General features: G+C 72.1%; 19 protein-coding genes. 12 read left to right on the top strand and 7 right to left on the bottom strand.

Annotated elements, in window-relative coordinates; genetic code table 11:
- Positions 1-730: 730 nt before the first annotated feature.
- Complete coding sequence (locus ABT008_RS00345) at positions 731-2,002, top strand: DivIVA domain-containing protein (protein WP_350692385.1); 1,272 nt, start codon at positions 731-733, stop codon at positions 2,000-2,002.
- A gap of 176 nt (positions 2,003-2,178) precedes the next feature.
- On the top strand, positions 2,179-4,527 hold the full coding sequence (locus ABT008_RS00350) for a hypothetical protein (RefSeq protein ID WP_350692387.1): 2,349 nt from the start codon (positions 2,179-2,181) through the stop codon (positions 4,525-4,527).
- Between the two features lie 204 nt (positions 4,528-4,731).
- Here the strand turns inward: ABT008_RS00350 and ABT008_RS00355 are convergent, their stop codons facing one another.
- Both ABT008_RS00355 and ABT008_RS00360 read right to left on the bottom strand, forming a co-directional pair.
- Positions 4,732-5,076: a hypothetical protein gene (locus tag ABT008_RS00355; RefSeq protein ID WP_350692388.1), complete on the bottom strand. Its 345-nt coding sequence runs from the start codon at positions 5,074-5,076 to the stop codon at positions 4,732-4,734.
- A complete protein-coding gene (locus ABT008_RS00360; protein WP_350692389.1) occupies positions 5,073-5,279 on the bottom strand; it encodes a hypothetical protein in 207 nt (68 codons plus the stop codon). Before ABT008_RS00360 ends, ABT008_RS00355 begins: the two co-directional genes overlap by 4 nt.
- A gap of 281 nt (positions 5,280-5,560) precedes the next feature.
- On the opposite strand from ABT008_RS00360, the gene ABT008_RS00365 reads away from it, so the two are divergent.
- The 3 genes from ABT008_RS00365 (at position 5,561) to ABT008_RS00375 (ending at position 8,230) form a co-directional block, all read left to right on the top strand.
- Entirely contained in the window at positions 5,561-6,361 is an 801-nt protein-coding gene (locus ABT008_RS00365) for a helix-turn-helix domain-containing protein (protein ID WP_350692391.1), read from the top strand.
- Positions 6,352-6,534, top strand: coding sequence for a DUF397 domain-containing protein (locus ABT008_RS00370; RefSeq protein ID WP_350692392.1), 183 nt, complete (start codon positions 6,352-6,354; stop codon positions 6,532-6,534). Before ABT008_RS00365 ends, ABT008_RS00370 begins: the two co-directional genes overlap by 10 nt.
- Before the next feature lie 616 nt (positions 6,535-7,150).
- Entirely contained in the window at positions 7,151-8,230 is a 1,080-nt protein-coding gene (locus tag ABT008_RS00375) for an AI-2E family transporter (protein ID WP_350693137.1), read from the top strand.
- Between the two features lie 78 nt (positions 8,231-8,308).
- On the opposite strand, the gene ABT008_RS00380 is transcribed toward ABT008_RS00375, so the two are convergent.
- The 4 genes from ABT008_RS00380 to ABT008_RS00395 form a co-directional block, all read right to left on the bottom strand.
- Complete coding sequence (locus tag ABT008_RS00380; protein ID WP_350692393.1) at positions 8,309-9,118, bottom strand: alpha/beta hydrolase; 810 nt, start codon at positions 9,116-9,118, stop codon at positions 8,309-8,311.
- A gap of 370 nt (positions 9,119-9,488) precedes the next feature.
- Positions 9,489-9,815 (bottom strand): Rv1322 family protein, encoded by a 327-nt coding sequence (locus ABT008_RS00385; RefSeq protein ID WP_350692395.1) that lies wholly within the window; start codon positions 9,813-9,815, stop codon positions 9,489-9,491.
- 597 nt (positions 9,816-10,412) lie between these two features.
- Positions 10,413-12,179: a 3-hydroxyacyl-CoA dehydrogenase family protein gene (locus ABT008_RS00390; RefSeq protein ID WP_350692397.1), complete on the bottom strand. Its 1,767-nt coding sequence runs from the start codon at positions 12,177-12,179 to the stop codon at positions 10,413-10,415.
- A gap of 167 nt (positions 12,180-12,346) precedes the next feature.
- Positions 12,347-12,772, bottom strand: a complete 426-nt coding sequence (locus ABT008_RS00395) for an FHA domain-containing protein (RefSeq protein ID WP_350692399.1) — start codon at positions 12,770-12,772, stop codon at positions 12,347-12,349.
- Positions 12,773-13,024: 252 nt separating this feature from the next.
- On the opposite strand from ABT008_RS00395, the gene ABT008_RS00400 reads away from it, so the two are divergent.
- Positions 13,025-14,521: an aldehyde dehydrogenase family protein gene (locus ABT008_RS00400; RefSeq protein WP_350692401.1), complete on the top strand. Its 1,497-nt coding sequence runs from the start codon at positions 13,025-13,027 to the stop codon at positions 14,519-14,521.
- Between the two features lie 105 nt (positions 14,522-14,626).
- Positions 14,627-15,304 carry a methyltransferase domain-containing protein gene (locus ABT008_RS00405; protein ID WP_350692402.1) on the top strand — a complete coding sequence of 226 codons (678 nt, stop codon included), beginning with the start codon at positions 14,627-14,629 and terminating at the stop codon, positions 15,302-15,304.
- A gap of 53 nt (positions 15,305-15,357) precedes the next feature.
- Here ABT008_RS00405 and nucS read toward each other — a convergent pair whose 3' ends face one another.
- On the bottom strand, positions 15,358-16,017 hold the full coding sequence (gene nucS / locus ABT008_RS00410) for an endonuclease NucS (protein WP_350692403.1): 660 nt from the start codon (positions 16,015-16,017) through the stop codon (positions 15,358-15,360).
- Between the two features lie 71 nt (positions 16,018-16,088).
- Between nucS and ABT008_RS00415 the strand changes: the two genes are divergently transcribed.
- The 5 genes from ABT008_RS00415 to ABT008_RS00435 all read left to right on the top strand — a co-directional run bounded on the left by ABT008_RS00415 (position 16,089) and on the right by ABT008_RS00435 (position 19,480).
- A complete protein-coding gene (locus ABT008_RS00415) occupies positions 16,089-16,709 on the top strand; it encodes a DUF4126 domain-containing protein (protein ID WP_350693139.1) in 621 nt (206 codons plus the stop codon).
- A gap of 51 nt (positions 16,710-16,760) precedes the next feature.
- Positions 16,761-17,204: an Rv0361 family membrane protein gene (locus ABT008_RS00420; protein WP_350692405.1), complete on the top strand. Its 444-nt coding sequence runs from the start codon at positions 16,761-16,763 to the stop codon at positions 17,202-17,204.
- 74 nt (positions 17,205-17,278) lie between these two features.
- Positions 17,279-17,578 (top strand): DUF1540 domain-containing protein, encoded by a 300-nt coding sequence (locus ABT008_RS00425; protein WP_350692407.1) that lies wholly within the window; start codon positions 17,279-17,281, stop codon positions 17,576-17,578.
- 160 nt (positions 17,579-17,738) lie between these two features.
- Positions 17,739-18,635, top strand: coding sequence for an ABC transporter ATP-binding protein (locus ABT008_RS00430; protein ID WP_350692409.1), 897 nt, complete (start codon positions 17,739-17,741; stop codon positions 18,633-18,635).
- Positions 18,635-19,480 (top strand): ABC transporter permease, encoded by an 846-nt coding sequence (locus ABT008_RS00435; protein ID WP_350692410.1) that lies wholly within the window; start codon positions 18,635-18,637, stop codon positions 19,478-19,480. The genes ABT008_RS00430 and ABT008_RS00435 overlap by 1 nt, the downstream gene beginning before the upstream one ends.
- Positions 19,481-19,511: the final 31 nt, after the last annotated feature.

Below are 19,511 nucleotides of genomic sequence, written 5' to 3' on the forward strand. Positions count from 1 at the left end.
GGCACAGCGCGCGAAGCGGCACAGCGCGCGAAGCGGCACAGCGCGCGAAGCGGCACAGCGCGCGAAGCGGCACAGCGCGCGAAGCGGCACAGCGCGCGAAGCGGCACAGCGCGTGAAGCGGCACAGCGCGCGAAGCGTTGTTAGGAAGGGTCCCGTGCTATGCACGAGGCGTTAGAAGGGGACCCTTCCTAACGCGCAGCACGCCGCACACGCGCAGCACGCCGCACACGCGCAGCACGCCGCACACGCGCAGCACGCCGCACACGCGCAGCACGCCGCACACGCGCAGCACGCCGTGCACGACGAAGCCCGTACACACGCAGCACGCCGCGCAGCAGCCCACGCGCGACAGCGCGCCGCACACGCGCGGCCCTCGTGTACGACGCAGCTCGCCCCCGGTACGACGCGGCTGGCCGGGGGCGGCGCGGAGTGACGGGCGGGCGCGGCGGCTGGCCTCACGGACGAGGTGCCGGTGGCCATTCGGTGAACCGCCTTTGGCTTTCCCAGAGGCACGCCGACACCCATTCGAGTGAGACGGGGCGGCCGGAAACATAAGGACGCCGGTCCCCTTTTCCGCCTCACGCTGCGTGCCTTCGCGCTCGCCTCGGAGCTGGCAAGATCGCCACTTCCCCCGGCGGTCCGGCACCCTGTCGAGTTGACCATGTAATGAGGACGGCAAAGGGCGGCACGCTCTTGCGAAGCACCCCGGGGGGTCTGCCAGTATGTCCCAATGCCCCAGCAGCAGTCCTCCCCTCTCGCGTTCTTCGATAACGCGAACTCGCAGCCCGATTTCACGGTTGGCCTGCGCGGATACAACACCGGTCAGGTCGACGACTTCATCGGCCGGCTCAACGCCGCGCTGAGCCAGGCCAACAAGGACCGCGCCGACGCCGAGCAGGCGCTCAACGACGCCCAGCGCCGGCTCCGGCAGTCCGAGCAGCGGCTCACCGCCCTGGAGCAGAAGCTCACCGACACCAGCAAGCAGCTGGAGGAGAACAGCCGCCCGACGCTGTCCGGTCTCGGCACCCGGGTCGAGCAGATCCTCCGGCTCGCCGAGGAGCAGGCCAACGACCACCGCAACGAGGCCAAGCGCGAGTCGGAGGGGATCCTCTCCGCCGCCCGCCTCGAGGCGCGGGAGATCACCGACAAGGCCCGTGCCGAGGCCGCCGCGATGAAGGCCAGCGCCGAGCGCGAGGCGGGCAACGTCCGCACCGCCGCCGAGCGCGAGGCGGCCGAGGCGCGGGTGCAGGCCCGCCGGGAGGCCGACACGCTGCGCGCCGACGCGGAGCGGGAGACCAAGCAGCTGCGTACGGTGACCGCGCACGAGGTCGCCGAGCTGAAGTCGACCGTCGAGCGGGAGGTGGCCACCCTCCGGGCCACCGCCGAGCGGGAGATCACCCAGCAGCGGGCCAAGGCCGCCCGGGAGGCCGAGGAGAAGCGCGCCGAGGCGACCAAGCTCCTCACCGACGCCCGCGACAAGCGCGACAAGGACCTCCAGGCGCTGGAGCTGCAGCTCGCCGAGCGGCGGGAGAAGGCCGAGCGCGAGGAGTCGGAGCGGCACGCCGCCCAGGTCGCGCAGACCCAGAAGCTGGTCAGCGAGGCCGAGCAGCGGGCCCGGGCCGCGCAGGAGCGGGCCAAGGAGATCGAGCAGCGGGCCGAGGCCCGTCGGGTCGAGTCCGAGCGCAACGCGACCGAGACGGTCGAGAAGGCCAAGGCGCTCTCCGAGCGGACCCTGAGCGAGGCCCGCGCCGAGTCGCAGCGTCTGCTCAACGAGGCGCGCACCGAGGCCGAGCTGACCACCCAGGCGGCCCGCCGCGAGGTCGAGGACCTCACCCGTCAGAAGGACGCGGTCACCTCGCAGCTCGGGCAGATGCTCTCCGGCCTGGCCGGCATCGTGCCGGGCGTACCGAACAACGCGAACGCCGCGGCGGCGGCGGACAAGCCGGCGGCCAAGAAGGCCGACGAGTCCGACGACAAGGTCGCTGCGGAGACCACCAGCTGATCCGGCGGCTCGGGGCATGATCGACGGCGCGGGGTGACACCGGGTGACGGTGCCACCCCGCGCCGCCCTGCTTATGCGGGACGTGTCGGCAACCGCTCGCCCGGGCACGTGAAGTAGGTCCCAACAGGGGCGTCCGTATCGCCCCAGGAGTGGCCGTTGCGTGTGAGGATGGGAGCATGTCGCACGGCGAGGAACTGTTCTCCCTCGGCGGGGACGTGACCACGGAGCCCAGCTTCGAGTCCGCCCTGCGAGGATACGAAAAACGGCAGGTCGACCGGTACGTCGCTCGTGCGGAGCACGAGATCGCGGCGTTGGCGACCGAGCGTGAACAGGCCTACACCCAGATCCACAAGCTGGCCGGTCAGGTCGAGGTGCTCCAGCGCGACCTCGCCCAGGTCCGCAAGCAGGTCGGCGTGGTCGACCGTGCCGCGTTCCGCCATCTCGGTCCCCGGGTGGAGCAGATCCTGGCGCTCGCCGAGGAGCAGGCCGAGGACATCCTCGGTGCCGCCCACGAGGAGATCGAGGCGCGCCGGGCCACCGCCGAGCACATCATCGACGAGGCGCGCGCGGAGGCCGCCAAGGCGCTCAAGGATTTCGAGATCGCGCTGGCCACCCGCCGGGCCGAGGAGGAGCGGCAGGCCGCCGCCCGTAAGGCGGAGTCCGAGGCCGCTGCCCGGGCCGCCCGTGAGGAGGCCGCCCGGCTGCGCAAGGCCGCCCAGGAGGCGTTGGCCAAGGCCGAGCAGGAGGCGACCCAGCTCCGCGACGCCGCCAAGGAGATCCACACCCGGGCCCAGCAGGAGGCGACCAAGCTCCGGGAGGCGGCACGCGAGGTGCACGCCACCGCCCAGCAGGAGGCCACCCAGCTCCGCGACGCGGCCAAGGAGGTGCATGCGAAGGCGCAGCAGGAGGCCAAGCGCCTGGTCGACCAGGCCACCGAGGCCGGTCGCGCCACGCACGCCAAGGCCCAGCAGGAGGCCAAGCAGATCATCGACGACGCCGCCACGGCCGGCCGCGCCACGCGCGACAAGACCCGCCAGGAGGCCGAGCGGCTGACCGCGCAGACCACCGAGGCGGCCCGCCGCACCCGCACGGAGACCGAGGCGTACGCGCAGCGAATGCGCACCGAGACCGAGGCGTACGTGCAGCACGCCCGCGCTCAGGCGCAGCAGGAACTGGGCGCTTGGCGGGCCGGGGTGGAGAAGGAGGTCAACGGCCGGCGGGAGGCGGCGGACCGGGAGCTGGCCGAGCGGCGGGCAACCGCCGAGCGGGAGTTCACCAGCCGTCGCGACGAGTTGGAGAAGAAGTTCACGACCCGCAACGCCGAGCTGGACGAGCAGTTCCAGGGCCGTACCGTCGAGCTGGAGTCGGGTTTCGAGACCCGCCGCGCCGAGCTGGAGTCGGAGTACACCACCCGGAAGAACGAGATCGAGCAGGGCGCCGACGCGATCCGCCAGGCCGCCGAGCAGGAGGCCGCCACGGTACGCGCCGAGGCCGAGGAGCGGGCCACCGCGCTGCTGCGCGACGCCGGGACCGAGGCGGCCGACAAGCGCCAGGAAGCCGACGAGTACGCCACCACCACGCGTCGCGAGGCGGACGAGCACGTCACCACCGCCCGTCGTGAGGCCGACGAGTACGTGGCCTCCTCCCGCCGCCAGTTCGAGGAGTACGCCGCCACCACCCAGCAGCACCTGGCCACCACGCAGCAGCACCTGGCCGCGACGCAGCAGGAGGCGGCGGCGAGCCGCCAGCAGCTCGCCCAGGTGATGCTGGAGATCGCCAAGGCCCAGCAGCAACTCGCCGACCTGCGTCAGGAGACCTGGAAGTCCCGGCAGGAGTCCGACGACCTGCAGCGCAAGCTGCTCGACCTGCGGCTGACGGCGGCGACCGGCCCCGACGGTCCGGGTGCTCCCGCCTCCGTGGCCGCGTCCGCCCCGGCTGCCGCGATGGCCGCCTCCGCCACCACCGCCTCCGCCACGGCGCCGGTCGCCGTCAACGGCAGCCGCCCGAGCAACAGCGTCGTCGGCGCGGCGAGCGGACCGGGTGGCTCGGCCGACACCGCCACCAGGCCCACCGAACCTGCGGGCGACGGCGGCCCGTCGACGACGCCGGCAACCACCGGCGACGACGGACCGACCGCGAAGCCCGCGACCGCAGGCGACGACGGACCGACCGCGACCACCGGCGACGACGAGCCGACGACGAAGCCTGCGACCGCAGGTCAGGACGGTCCTGGGACGAAGCCCGCGACCACGGGCGACGAAGGACCGGCGACGAAGCCGGTGGCGGAGCCGGTCACCACGGTCGAGGACGCGACGGCGAAGCCGGCCACCGAGCCGACCTCGGTCGACGGCAGCACGGCGAGCGCCGGTGTGGACGGCGAGCCGACGGTGGCGGCCGTGCCGGGGGCGGGTGGCCGGGACGCCACCCCGACGAAGATCACCAGCACCGGCGAGAACGGCAAGCGCCCGACCAAGCCGACCACTGACGAACGCAGCGCCAAGCCGAGCAAGGTCACCTCGGACTGAGCCGACGGCGCCCGACGATCAGGCGGACGGGACGAACCGACGACGCCCAACGCCCAGGCGGACTCGGGACGGAGCGACGCCACCCGGCCGCTCAAGCGGTCTCGGGGCGGAGCGACGCCACCCGGCCACCCCAGCGGCCTCGGGACGAAACCGACAGCACCCCGACGATCCGGCGGACTCGGGGCGGGCTACGGCGGCCGGCGGTCAGGGTGAGTCGGGACGGCGGTGCTCGGCCGGTCGACGGGACGCTCCCCAGGCGACGAACCGGTCGAACAGCGCCCGAGGTGCCGGGCCGTCGTGCGGGTTGAGGTGATAGAGGTCCCGCATCGCCTCGTACATCAGGCCGGCCAGATAGATGGTGAGGCCGGCGCTGTTGCCGTCGTACTCCAGCCGGAGCAGCAGTCGTGCCTCCCCGCAGGGCCAGGGCTGCCCATCGGCGCGACAGCACCAGGTCGGTCGTAACGGGGTGTGCGGGGGCAGACTGCCGACGGGGCGCGGACGTTCGGGACGGGGGCCGTCGCCCGGCATGGGCAGGCGCGTGGTGATCATGCCTGGCCACCCGGCGTACGCCGCTGTCGGCCGCCGGTCGCCCGCCACCACTGGCCCGGCGTGAGCCGGCCGGGGCGTCCCGCGTGTTGGCGCGGCAGCGGCTGGGTCGGCTGCTCCGTCCAGCCGGGCAGGTGAGTGCCCCGCCGCCGTTGCGGCAGGACCGGCAGGATCACCGTCGGGCACTGGTACCACTTGCTGCGCACATCGACCTCCCTCGGGAAAGCCTGGACACATCTGTTGCTGACGCGGCGCCGGATGTGGCCAGGACTGCGGGAGGGGCCGCCCACGCGGGGGATGGCGGGGGCGGCCCCCGGCCTGGACCAGCCCGCGCCCCCTCGGCAACGAACCAGTCCGGCATGGCTGACAGTCTGCTGAGCGAGCCACTACTGTCGGAAGGCATCGAGGCTGGTCGTCGCATCGCTGCGAAGTCCTGACCCCGACCGGCAATCCCGAGCGTTTCTCGGGCTCAGACTGTGGAGGCACTGTGGAGGGATCGACGGCGGACCTGATCCGGGCGCAGCTTCGCCGGCTTCGGGTGGCCGCCGGGCTCAGCCAGGAGGAGTTCGGCAAGCAGGTGCACTACTCGCCGTCGATGGTCTCGGCCGTCGAGACCGGCAGTCGGCCGTACGACCGGTCGATGCTCGCCCGCGCCGACGAGGTGTTGCGCTCCGGCGGGCTGCTGGTGGCGTTGCTGCGGATCGCCGAACGGGAGGGGCAGCCGTCGTGGTTCCTGCCGTGGCTGGACGCCGAACGCCTGGCCCGGCAGCTCCGGGTTTTCCAACCCACGCTGATCCCGGCCCTGCTCCAGACCGAGGGCTATGCCCGCGCGGTGATCCGCTGCGACGACCTGCTCAGCGACGAGGAGGTGGACCGGCGGGTCGCCGCCCGGCTGGAGCGGCAGGCCATCCTCACTCAGCCCGACCCGCCCCAGCTCATCGCGGTCATCGACGAGGCCGTCCTGCACCGGCGGGAGGAACGCTTCTGGCCGGTCATGGTGCACCAGATCGAGCACCTGATCGCCTCTGCCGCGCGGCCGAACGTCAGCATCCACGTCGTCCCGCTCGGTGTCGGGGTACACATCGGGCTCTCCGGGCCGTTCTCGCTGGCCCGCAGCGAGGAGGGTGGCTGGGTGGCGATCATGGAGAACCAACTGACCGCCACGCCGACCGACAGCGAGACGGACCTGGCTACGCTGTTGGCGCGCTGGGAGACGGTGCGCAACGAGGCACTGTCCCGCCAGCAGTCGATCGAACTCCTCGACAGGGTGGCGAAGTCATGGACCTGAACGGCGCGACCTGGCGCACCGCCAGCCGCAGCGGCAACACCGACTGCGTGGAGGTGGCCGACAACCTGCCCGGCGTGGTCGCGGTCCGCGACAGCAAGGACCGGCAGGGCCCGGTGCTCGCGTTCGCCCCGTCGACCTGGCGCTCGTTCGTCCGGCAGGTCAAACAGCACTGAGCCACTGGCCCGGACACCAGCCCGCCGCAGACCGAGGTCGGCCAGGACCGCCCTAGACCGCGACCGCCCTAGACCGCGACCGGCCACGACCGCCGCAGACCACGACCGGCCACGGCAGGCGCAGAGCGGTGCCGGGACGTCCCCGGCACCGGACCGGATCCGACCGAACGCGGAGACACGTTCTCGGAGCCTCCACCCGCGATCGGACTGATCCGCCGGTGCAGTAGCGTGCCGGTCATGCCGGCCGGCCCGCAGCCGCCTGAACGGGTCGGCACGGTTCCGGCAGCAGCGGTCGAGGTCTGAGCGGGGAGGCCGAGTGGCGCAGGACGAGCCGGAGCGGTCCGCAGTGGAGCAGCCGGGGTCCGACGATCCCGGCACGAAGCGGTCCGCGACGGCGCAGCCCCGGGCGGAGCAGTCTCCGCCGGGCCGGCAAGGGGGCGGGACGACCGGCTCCCACGACGAGAGCGATCCGGGGTCGGTGCCCGGCACGACGGACCGGCCGGTGGCGGCCGGGGCCACGCCGGGCAGGTCGGCGGCGCAGGCCACGCCGGAGGGGTCGGCGGCGCAGACCACGCCGGGCAGGTCGGGGGCGCAGACCACGCCGGAGACGTCGACGGTGGGCCCGGCGCACGATCCACACCCCGAGGCGGGTCGGTTCGGTACGCCGGGGCGGCCGCTACGGCGCAACAGCTTCCTGGTCGGGTTCACCGGTGCGCTCGGCGTGCTGCTCGCGTACGCCGTCTATCTGGGGTTGCGCAACGCGGCCGGGATGGTCGTGCTGGTGGTCATCGCGTTGTTCCTCGCGGTGGGCCTGCACCCGGCGGTGGTCCGCCTGCGGTCGTGGGGGGTGCCGCGCGGCCTGGCCGTGGCGATCGTGACGCTCGTCGTGGTCGCGCTGCTGAGCGGGGGCGTACTGGCCCTGGTGCCTCCGATCCTGACCCAGTTGACCCAGTTCCTCGACCAGTTGCCGAGCTACCTGGAGTCGTTGCGCCGCAACGAGACGGTCAACGACCTGGTGGAACGCTTCGACCTAATGCGGCGGGCGCAGGAGCTGGCCAGCGCGGACGTGGTCGGGCGGGCGCTGGGCGGCGTGCTCGGTGGTGCCCAGTTCCTCTTCGGCACGATCTTCCGGGTGCTCACCGTGCTGGTGCTGACCATCTACTTCCTGGTCTACTTCGACCGGATGCGCGACCTCGCGTACGCCCTGGTGCCACGCTCGCGCCGGGAGCGGGTGCAGCTCATCGGCGACGAGATGCTGACCAAGGTCGGCGCGTACATGGTCGGTGCGCTCTCCATCGCGGTGCTGGCCGGTGTCGCCGCCTTCGTCTTCGCGCTCGCGGTGGGCCTGCCCTATCCGTTCGCGCTCGCCGTGGTCGTGGCGATCACGGACCTCATCCCGCAGATCGGCGCGACGCTCGGCGCGGTGGTCGTCAGCCTGGTCGGGTTCGCCACCGAGCCGTCCGTCGGCATCGCCTGCGTGGTGTTCTTCGTGATCTATCAGCAGATCGAGAACTATCTATTTTATCCCAAGATCATGCGCCGGTCGGTGCACGTCAACGAGGTGGCGGCGCTGGTCGCCGCGCTCCTCGGGGTGTCACTGCTCGGCGTGATCGGCGCGCTGATCGCCATCCCGACGGTCGCCGCGATCCAGATCGTCCTACGCGAGGTGGTGATCCCCCGCCAGGACCGCCGCTGACCACCAGCGGGCTCGCGTCGTCGCCACCGGCGGGATCGCTGCGCGAGTGCCGCATCGGCCGACAGGTGGGACCGGGGGTCAGTCGGCGCGACGCTGTTCCGGGCCGGTGACCGGGATGTCGGCGAAGGCGGCCACCGTGCGGTCGGCGTACGCGCTGGCGTCGCCGGTCTCCATCGGGCCGTCCCAGGTCGTCGGCAGCGGCACCGGCACCGCCGGGTTGACCCGCCGGACCACCTCGTCCAGCACCGTCTCGGCGTCCCCGACCCAGAGGTGCTTCGCTCCCGGTACCCCGACCACCTCGGCCTGCGGCACTGCGGCGAACCGCTCGCGGGCCTCCTCGGGGCGGAGGTAGTCGTCGAACTCCGGCACCAACGCGGTCAGCGGTCGGCCGAACTCCGCCCAGTGGGCCAGGTCGGCCGCCTCGGAGAAGCGCAGCGGCGGGGAGAGCAGGATCGCGCCGGACACGGCCGGGTCACCGCCGTACTTGAGCACCAGGTCGGTGCCGAACGACCAGCCCAGCAGCCAGATGTTCGGCAGCTCGTGGAACTCGGCGTACTCGATGGCGGCGGCCACGTCGTACCGCTCGCCGACAGCCGAGTCGAAGCTGCCCTCGCTGGTGCCGCGTACGCTGCTGGTGCCCCGGGTGTTGAAGCGCAGCACGGCCAGGTCGGCCAGCGCGGGCAGCCGCCAGGCCGCCTTGCGGAACACGTGGCTGTCCATCATCCCGCCGTGGGTGGGCAGCGGGTGCAGGCAGACCAGCGTGGCCACCGGCTCGCGGTCGACCGGGCGGGCCAGCTCACCGACCAGCCGCAGTCCGTCCGCGGTGTGCAGCTCGATGTCCTCCCGGCGGCCGGGCAGGATCGACGACGCGCGAATGGGTGCACTCACCCCTCCATCCTCCCGTCCCACCGTCCCGGCCGCGCGGCCAGGTGACAAAGATCGCCGGAAGGCGGGTACGGACGGCCAGCGCCCCAGCGTCTCGGCGTATCTGTGTCTCGGCCACCCGGCGTCTCGGCGCCCTGGTCCCCCGGCGCCCCGGCGTCCCAGCGTCTCGGCGCCCCAGCGACGGGCTGGCCGGCGACAGGCGGGCCATCGACAGGCGGGCCGCCGCCGAGCGGACCCGGCGACGGGCGGGCCGGCGTTCAGCCGTAGCGGCGGGCGCCGGGCGGGCGGGCGCCGGGCCGACCTCGCGACGGGCGAGCCGGCGTTCAGCCGTAGCGGCGGGCGCCGGGCGACCTCGCGACGGGCGGGGCGGCGTTCAGCCGTAGCGGGGGGCGCTGCGGCCGCGCTGGATCCCCGGTGTCCGCCGGTCCCGGGCGCGCCAGCAGCCGGTGTGCCAGTGCCGCCGGTCGGTCAGGTCGCCCCGGTCGTCGGCCGGCCAGGCGACCAGATGCGCCACGCCGGGCCGGATCTCCTGGTCGCAGCCGGGACAGCGGTACGTCTTGGTCGACCCACCGCCGCTGATCGCGCGTACCTGCCAGTCGCCGTCCCGCCACTGCTGCACCGAGGCGACTCCGTGCCGGGCACGTTCGGCGTCCAGACGCGTGTCATCGTCACGGCGGGGACGGTTGCGACGAGGGCTCACGTCACCCAGCGTAAGGCCGGGTGGCGCCGTGCTTCTCGTCGCCCGGCCGGCGTTGCGGTTAGGAGGGGACCCTTCCTATACCGCAGGCGTTAACAAGAGCGACCGGCGATAGGACAGGCGGGGCTGCGGCGAGACCTGGCACGTCGGCTGGCGGGCGTTGTCGTCATCGGAAGCTGACGCTCGATCCGGGATCGAGTGGTATCCGAGCGCGACGATGACCACTCGATCCCGGATCGAGCGTGATCTTGCGATGGAGGCGACAGCATGGGCCTGAGCAAGGCGGTTCGCATGCCCGCTTCTGGCCGCGATCCGCGTGCCGACTCGACTCGGCAGGTGACCAGCGTGAGCAGCAGAAGGCGGTCGCCACGGTCGCAGGCCATCCTCGGTCCAGCGGGTCCGGCCCCATGAGCGACCGGCAATAGGACTGGCGGGGCTGCGGCGAGCCTGACACGTCGGCCGGCGGCGTTGTCGTCATCGGCCATGCAACACCGGCATGGCCTCCTCTTCCGCCTTGCCATCCTCGGCCAGGACCCGCCTCGCCTCCACCACCCAATTTCCGGTCGCTCTAAGGTGCCCCTCCTTACCGGGACCGGAAGGTCAGCGGAAGCCGCGTCCGGTGCGGTCGCCGAGGTGACCGGCGGTGACGAGTTGCTCCAGCAGTGGGGCCGGGGCGAAGCCGGGATCGCGCAGTTCCGCGTACAACCGCCGCTGCACGGCCAGCGCCACGTCCAGGCCGATCGCGTCGAGCAGTGCGAACGGTCCGGTCGGGTAGCCGCAGCCGAGCTTCATCGCGTGGTCGACGTCGTCGGTGCCGGCGTACCCGGCCTCCAGCATCCGCACCGCGTCGTTGAGGTACGGGAACAACAGCGCGTCGACGATGAAACCGGCCCGGTCGTCGCAGACCACCCCGGTCCTGCCCAGCGTGGCGCAGACTGCCCGCGCCGTGTCGACGGCCGCCACCGAGCTTCGGATCGTCCGGACGATCTCCACCACTGGGGTCGCCGCACCGGGGTGGACGAAGTGCAGGCCCACCACGTCGTCCGGACGCCCGGTCGCCATCGCCAGGTCGATCACCGGCAGCACGGAGGTGGTGGTGGCCAGCACGGTGCCCGGCTTGCACACTGCGGCCAGATCGGCGAGAAGTGCCTTCTTGACGTCGAGATCGTCGGCCACCGCCTCGACCACCAGGTCGACGTCGGCCAGCTCGGTCGACGCCGTCGACCAGGTGATCCGGTCGAGGGCGGCGTCGCGGTCGGCCTCGCCGAGCTGGTCCTGGGCCACGTTCTCGTCCAGCGCGGTCCGCACCGCCGCGCCAGCCGTCGCCAGGTCCTCGGATTCGGGGCTGACCGCGACGACCTGGTATCCGGCGGCGGCGAAGACCGCGACGAGTCGGTGCGCTGACGCACCCGCTCCGACCACCCCGACGGTGCGTACCGGGTCGGTGGGTGGCTCCCCCGCCGGTGCCGGCGTCTGCGCGTCGGGTACGACCTTCGATGAGCCGGGCCGCTCGTAGGTGTAGAAGCCCCGGCCGGACTTCCGCCCGAGCAGACCGGCGGTCACCATCTGCCGCAGCAGCGGCGCCGGGGAGTGGCGGCGGTCCCGGCCGCCCCGGCGGTACATGGTGTCCAGGACCTCGTACGACGTGTCCAGCCCGATCAGGTCCATCAGGGCGAGCGGGCCCATCGGCAGTCCGCCGCCGAGTTTCATCGCGACGTCGATGTCCTCGCGGGTCGCGTAGCGGGCCTCGACCATCGTGACGGCGTGGTTGAGGTAGCCGAAGAGCAGCGCGTTGGCGACGAACCCGGCGCGGTCGCCGATGGTGACGTCGACCTTGCCGAGCCGCGCGCAGAGCGCCTCCACGTCGGCCACCACGTCGTCGGCGGTGACGACCGTACGCACGACCTCGACCAGCTTCATCACCGGTGCCGGGTTGAAGAAGTGGATGCCGATCACCTGCTCGGGCCGGCCGGTGGCGACCGCGATCTCGGTGACGCTCAACGAGGAGGTGTTGGTGGCGAGGACGGCCTCGGGCTTGCAGATCCGGTCCAGGTCGGCGAAGAGCCGTCGCTTGAGGTCGAGGCGCTCGGGCACCGCCTCGATCACCAGGTCGACCGCGTGCAGGGCGTCCAGCCCGACGGCGAAGGTGACCCGGTCGAGCAGGGCGTCCCGGTCGGCGGCGGCGAGCCGGCCCTTGGCCACGGCCCGGTCGGTCGAGCCGGTCAGCGTGGTCCGGCCCCGCTCCAGGGCGTCGTCGGTGATCTCGACGGCCACCACGTCGACGCCGCTGCGGGCGAAGACCTCGACGATGCCGGCACCCATGGTGCCCAGACCCACCACACCCACGCTGGTGAACTCGCGCGCCACGCCCGGCCTCCCCTTGTCCGCGTTACCGGCGACCGGACTTTAACGGTCGCTCAGGTCATGCGCGCGAGTCTGCCACGTGGCGCGGGCCTGTCCAGACGCGGTGGGGTTTGTCACCGCGCCGGGTACAGGTCAGCGTTCGGGCTCAGGTCAGCGGCCGGGCGCACAGGTCAGGAGCCGCCGGTGATGGCGCGCGTGGCGGGCGCGGCCGGCAGCGGCAGGGTCGGTCGCCGCTCCTGACGCGGCACCCCGAAGCTGAATCCCACCGGGTCGGTGCGGGCCACGCCCGGGTCGAAGAACCGCAGGTCGGTACGTCCGATCCGGATCACGTCGCCGTCGCTCAGTCGGGTCAGCTCGGTGATCCGACGTTCGTTCACCCAGGTGCCGTTGGTCGAGCCGAGGTCCACCAGGGACACTCCCTCGCCGGCCAGCCAGATCTCGGCGTGCCGACGACTCAGGTGCGGGTCGTGCACGACGATGTCGACCGCCGGATCGCGGCCGATCACCTGCGGCTGGCGACGCAGCCGGAACCCGAGCCCACGCATGGGTCCGGCGGCCACCGTCAGCAGCGGCATCAGTTGCGGATATTCCTCCATGGACAGTCGGACCTCCACCCCGCGCGGCCACCCCCGCGTCAGCCTGCCACCACCGGGCGGCCACCTCCACCACCCGGCCAGTCATCACCGAGTAACCGGCCGGACACCTTCCGTTCGGCCCTTTCGGTGGACAGGGCGCCGACCTCCCGGCGAAAACTGCTGCTCAGTCCGATTCAACCATCCGCCGCCCAGCCCGTTGAGCCCCGCACCACTCCCCTACCTGTGAGTAATATTCGGGTCTAGACTTCCGCCATGACGGCTGTCCACCGCCCCGGCACCCCGATGATCGAGGGCCACCACCTGATCTCGACCAATCCGGCCACCGGCGACGAGGCAGGCCGCGTACCGGTCGCCACCGCCATGGACGTCGAGCGCACCGTCGCGAGTGCCCGCGCCGCCGGTCTGTGGTGGGCCGGGCTCGGCTTCGACGGGCGGCGGGAGCGTCTGCTGCGCTGGCGGCGACTGCTCGCGCAGCGGATGGAGACGCTTGCGGAGCTGGTCCACGCCGAGGGCGGCAAGCCGGTCGCCGACGCGCTGGTCGAGATCGTGTCCGCCGTCGAGCACGTCGACTGGGCCGCGAACAACGCCCGCCGGGTGCTCGGCGCCCGCCGGGTCCGCTCCCGGCTCATCCTGGCCGAGTTCTCGGCCCACCTGGAGTATCAGCCGTACGGGGTGGTCGGGGTGATCGGGCCGTGGAACTATCCGGTCTTCACCCCCATCGGCTCCGCCGCGTACGCGCTGGCCGCCGGCAACGCGGTGGTCCTCAAGCCGAGCGAGTACACCCCGGTGGTCGGCCAGTGGTTGGTCGACACGTTCGCCGAGGTGGTGCCCGAGCAGCCGGTGTTCAGCACGGTGCACGGCCTCGCCGACGTGGGCGCGGCACTGTGCCGGTCCGGGGTCGACAAGCTCGCCTTCACCGGCTCCACGGCGACCGCCAAGAAGGTGATGGCCGCCTGCGCCGAGTCGCTGACCCCGGTGTTGCTGGAGGCCGGCGGCAAGGACGCGATGATCGTGGACACCGACGCCGATCTGGACGCCGCCGCCGAGGCCGCCGTCTGGGGTGCGATGACCAACGCCGGACAGACCTGCATCGGCATCGAGCGGGTCTACGCGGTGGAGCCGGTCTTCGACGCGTTCCTGGACAAGGTGGTCGAGCGCGCGGGCCGCCTCACCGTCGGCCCGGACGACGCCGACGTCGGCCCGATCACCATGCCCAGCCAGCTCGACGTCATCCGGCGGCACATCGACGACGCGCTGACCCGGGGCGGGCGTGCCGCCCTGGGCGGCCGGGACGCCGTACGGCCGCCGTACGCGCACCCGACCGTACTGGTGGACGTGCCGGAGGACTCTGCCGCCGTACGCGAGGAGACCTTCGGCCCGACGCTGACCGTGAACCGGGTCCGGGACGCGGACGAGGCGCTCGCCCGGGCCAACGCCCTGCCCTACGGTCTGGGCGGTTCGGTCTTCGGGAAGCGTCGGGCGGTGGCGATCGCCCGCCGACTGCGCTCCGGCATGGCGTCGATCAACTCGGCGCTCACCTTCGCCGGCATGTCCACCCTGCCGTTCGGCGGGGTCGGCGAGTCGGGGTTCGGCCGCATCCACGGCGAGGACGGGCTGCGCGAGTTCGGGCGGGCCAAGGCGGTGACCCGTCGCCGGGGCCGGACGCTGCTCCCCTCGACCACGTTCGATCGCACCCCCGCTGACGTGGCCCGTCTCGTCAAAGCGGTCAAGATGCTCTACGGCAGGTGAGCGCGGGGGTCCGACACCCGCCGCCGCCCGGCGGACCGATCGTCGCCGTCTTCGATCGACATCCAAGGGTTTAACGTGGGTAGCCGCGACGGTACATTCCGTTAGATGCGCCCCCATCGATTGCGATTCCATCTCGTGGACAAGGACGGCTCATGGGCCGCGCGGCAACGCCAGCGCCGCGCCGAATGGCTGGTCCGGACGTTTCCCCGACTGTCCGAGATGCACGTGATCGACCTTGGTGGACGCCTCGGCACGTGGACCCGTGCGGCCGTCCGGCCGGCTCGCGTACACGTGGTCAATCTGGAGCGACCCGCCGCCGACGTACCCGAGTGGGCCGAGGTCGACCAGGCCGACGCCTGCGACCTGCCGGCCCACATCACCGGGCGCCGTTACGACCTGGTCTTCTCCAACTCGGTGCTGGAACACGTGGGTGGGCACGAGCGTCGGCTGCGGTTCGCCGAGGCGGTGCACACGCTGGCCGAGCGGCACTGGGTGCAGACGCCCTACCGCTACTTCCCGATCGAGCCGCACTGGATCGCGCCGGGCATGCAGTTCCTGCCGGTACGTCTGCGCACCGCGGTCGCCCGGCGGTGGCCGCTCGGGCACAAGGCCACCCACACCCACGACGCGGCCATCCACCAGGTGCTCTGGACCGAACTGCTCGACCGGTCCCAGATGCGGCACTACTTCCCGCAGTCCCGCATCCTGGTGGAACGGGTCGGCGGCCTGCCCAAGTCGCTGATCGCGGTCCGGACCACGATCCCTCGCCAACGCACCACCTGACCGCGCGGACACACCGCAGGACCGGTTGCGGCTCGGGAGTTCCGGGCCGACCGTCAGAAGAGGGTCAGCTCGTCGCGCTCGATGCCGCGCAGCCGGTCGTAGTCGACGACCACGCACCGGATGCCGCGATCCCGGGCGAGCACCCGGGCCTGCGGCTTGATCTCCTGCGCGGCGAAGACGCCGGCCACCGGGGCGAGCAGCGGATCACGGTTGAGCAGTTCGAGGTAGCGGGTGAGCTGCTCGACGCCGTCGATCTCGCCCCGGCGCTTCACCTCGACCGCGACCGTGCCCTGCTCGGCGTCGCGGCAGAGCAGGTCGACCGGCCCGATGGCGGTCATGTACTCGCGGCGGACCAGCGTGTACCCCTCGCCCAGCGTCTCCGGGTTGGCGGCCAGCAGCTCCTGCAGGTGCGCCTCCACCCCGTCCTTGCGCAGGCCCGGGTCGACACCGAGTTCGTACGAGGTGTCCTGGAAGATCTCCTCCAGGGTGATCCGCAGCTCCTCGCCGGCCTTGTTGACCACCCGCCACACCCCGGGCGCCTCCTCCAGCCGACAGGGCGGGCTCATCCAGTTCAACGGCTTGTAGGCCCGGTCGTCGGCGTGGATGGACACCGAACCGTCCGCCTTCACCATCAGCAGCCGGGTGGCCGGCGGCAGGTGGGCCGAGAGGCGTCCGACATAGTCCACCGAGCATTTCGCAATCACCAACCGCACCCGACGAGGGTAGCGGAGACCCCGGGCACCGCCGCCGAGCGGCACTGGCGCGCCGGTGCCATGCTGAGATGGTGCTCGAAGTACTGACCGGTACCGGCCTCGCCGCCTCGGCGGGGCTCAACGCCTACATCCCGCTGCTGCTGATGGGCACGCTGGCCCGTTTCACCAGCGTCATCGACCTGCCCGGCGGCTGGCAGTGGCTCGGCAACGACTGGGTGCTGGGCATCCTCGCGGTGCTGCTCGTCGTCGAGGTCGTCGCGGACAAGGTCCCGGTGGTGGACCACGTCAACGACGTGGTGCAGACGGTGGTCCGCCCGACCGCCGGTGGGCTGGCCTTCGGTGCCGGCTCCGCCTCGGAGACGGTGACGGTCAGCGACCCGGACAGCTTCTTCGCCGACGGTGGCCAGTGGCTACCGGTCATCGTCGGGGTGTTGATCGCGCTCGGCGTACACCTGCTCAAGTCCGCCGCGCGGCCGGTCATCAACGCGACCACGGCCGGTTTCGGCGCCCCGGTGGCGAGCACCGCCGAGGACGCGACCAGCGTGGTGATGTCCCTGGTGGCGATCGTGCTGCCGGTGCTGGTGCTGGTGTTCCTGGTCGCGTTCGCGTTCTATCTGCCGTGGTTCCTGCGCCGACGCGCGGACCGACGCCGCGAGCGCCAGGCCGCCCGGGACGCCGGCTTCCGGGTCTGATCCCGGGTACGCAGGGCCGACCGGTTGCGTAGTGGATCTACGCTGCCCTGCATGACGTACCACCCGACTCCGGTCCCGCCCCGCAACAACCGCCCGCTGCGGATCGTGCTCGTCGTGGTGGGGGTGGTCGTCGCCCTCTGCTGCCTGGGTGGTGCGGTCGGCGGCTGGTTCCTCTACCAGACCGTGCAGGACGCGGTCGGCCCGGCCCGCAGCGCTACCGGCGAGTATCTGGACGCCCTCCGGGACGGCGACCACCAGCGCGCCTACGACCGTCTCTGCCAGCGGCAACGCGACCAGGTCACGGCGGACGAGTTCGCCCTGCAACGGCAGGCGATGCCGAAACTGGTGGAGTACGACATCACCGGGATGCGGGTCTCCACCAACAACGGCCGGACCACCGGCGCCGCCTCGGTACGCCTGGAGACGGCCAACGGCGAGACGAACGAGTCGATCAGCCTGCTCCGCGAGGACGGCGAGTGGCGCGTCTGCCCCTGACTACCGGTGAACCGGTCCTGACCAACCCTCCGAAAGCCTAAAATTAGGGCAAATTCAACGGAGGAGGTTGGGTCATGACCGCAGCGATGGAGATGCCCCGGGTCCAGGAGTGTGTGGTGTCCGCCTGCGCGTACAACCACACCGGCGACTGCAACGCCTTCGCCATCACGATCGGCAGCATGGACCACGCGCACTGCCACACCTTCATCGAGATGCCGGCCGTGCGCGCCGGCATCGACGGCCAGGTGGCCCAGGTGGGCGCGTGCCAGCGGGCCGACTGTCGGCACAACGAGCAACTGGAGTGCCAGGCCCCGGCGATCAGGGTCGGCCCGGACGCCGACATGGCCGACTGCATGACGTACAGCCACCGCTGATCCACCGCCGGGGTGGCGTGCGCCGGGCGGACGGACCCGGGATTGTGCAGAACCGCACAGCACGACGACGGTGACGCCCGGGTCCGACATGCCCGTGACGGGGAGGAACCACCACCCCCGGTGCGGACGGCGGACCCGGGCGGGCCGCACACTTGACGGCATGAGTGACGACGTCGCGATCCACGTCCGGGGCCTGCGCAAGGCGTACGGCGACAACGTCGCCGTGGCCGATCTGGACCTCGACGTCCACCGGGGCGAGGTGTTCGCCCTCCTGGGCCCGAACGGCGCGGGCAAGACCACCACGGTGGAGATCCTGGAGGGCTACCGGCAGCGCGACGCCGGTGAGGTCCGCGTACTGGACGCCGACCCCTCCTTCGCCCACGGATCCCGGTCGGGCGGTTCCCGCGCACCGGGCCGCTCAGGCCGCTCGGTCCGCGACTGGCGGGGTCGGGTCGGCATCGTGCTCCAGGGCACCGGCGAGTTCGACGAGCTGACCGTGGCCGAGGTGGTGCACCACTTCGCCGGTTTCTATCCGGACGGCGACGACCCGGACAAGGTGATCGCCCGGGTCGGACTCACCGCCAAGGCCACCGCCCGTACGCACACCCTCTCCGGCGGGCAGAAGCGCCGCCTGGACGTGGCGCTGGGCATCATCGGCCGCCCCGAACTGCTCTTCCTCGACGAACCGACCACCGGTTTCGACCCGGAGGCCCGCCGCGAGTTCTGGGAGCTGATCCGGGACCTCTCCGCGGCCGGCACCACCATCGTGCTCACCACGCACTACCTGGACGAGGCCGAGGCGCTCGCCGACCGGGTGGGCGTCATCGCCGGTGGCCGGCTGGTCGAGGTCGCCGTACCCGCCGAGCTGGGCAACCGGCAGGAGGCGCTGGCCACGGTCTCCTGGCGTACGCCGGAGGGCACGTCGGAGAGCGCGCAGAGCGCGACGCCGACGGCGCTGGTGACCGAGCTGGCCGCGCGGTTCGGTGGCGAGGTGCCCGGCCTGACCGTCACCCGGCCCACGCTGGAGGACATCTACCTGCGGATGATCGGACACTGATGACCACCACCACCCGACCGGACGCCCCGGTCGCCGCCCCCGCCGCCCGCCGTCTCGGCCCCTCCGCGCTCGCCCTGCGCCAGGGCCGCATGGAGATCCGGCAGTTCCTGCGCAGCCGGGAGTCCGTCGTCTTCACGCTGGGCTTCCCGATCATCATGGTGCTGATCTTCGCGTCGATCTTCGACGGCGACCTCGGCGAGGGCGTCAGCTACACGCAGTACTTCATCACCGGCATGATCGCCACCGGCCTGATGACGGTCAGCTTCCAGAACCTCGGCATCTGGATCCCGATCGAGCGGGACCGGGGCGTGCTCAAGCGCTACCGGGGCACGCCGATGCCGAAGTGGGTCTGGTTCGCCGGCAAGGTGATCATGGTGCTGGTGACCGGCGCGGTGATGACCGCCCTGCTGCTCACGGTCTCGGTGCTGCTGTTCGACCTGAACCTGCCGACGACCGCGACGGCCTGGGTCACCTTCGGCTGGGTGAGCGCGCTGGGCATCACCGCCTGCACGCTCTGCGGCATCGCGATCTCGTCCCTGGCCCGTACGGCACGCAGCGGCTCGGCCGTGGTCACCCCGGTCGCCCTGGTGCTCCAGTTCATCTCCGGGGTGTTCTTCGTCTTCACCAACCTGCCGAGCTGGATGCAGCAGGTGGCGGCCATCTTCCCGCTCAAGTGGATGTGCCAGGGGCTGCGGGCGGTCTTCCTGCCGGAGAGCTTCGGCGCCAACGAGCCGGGCGGCTCGTTCGAGCTGACCCGGGTCGCGCTGGTGCTGGGCGCCTGGTGCGTGATCGGCCTGGTGCTCTGCCTGACCACCTTCCGCTGGACCACCCGCCGCGACGGCTGAGATGCAAGGAAGGGCACCTTATTAACGCCTG

This window comes from Micromonospora sp. NPDC002389 (assembly GCF_040296095.1).
Taxonomy (GTDB): domain Bacteria; phylum Actinomycetota; class Actinomycetes; order Mycobacteriales; family Micromonosporaceae; genus Micromonospora.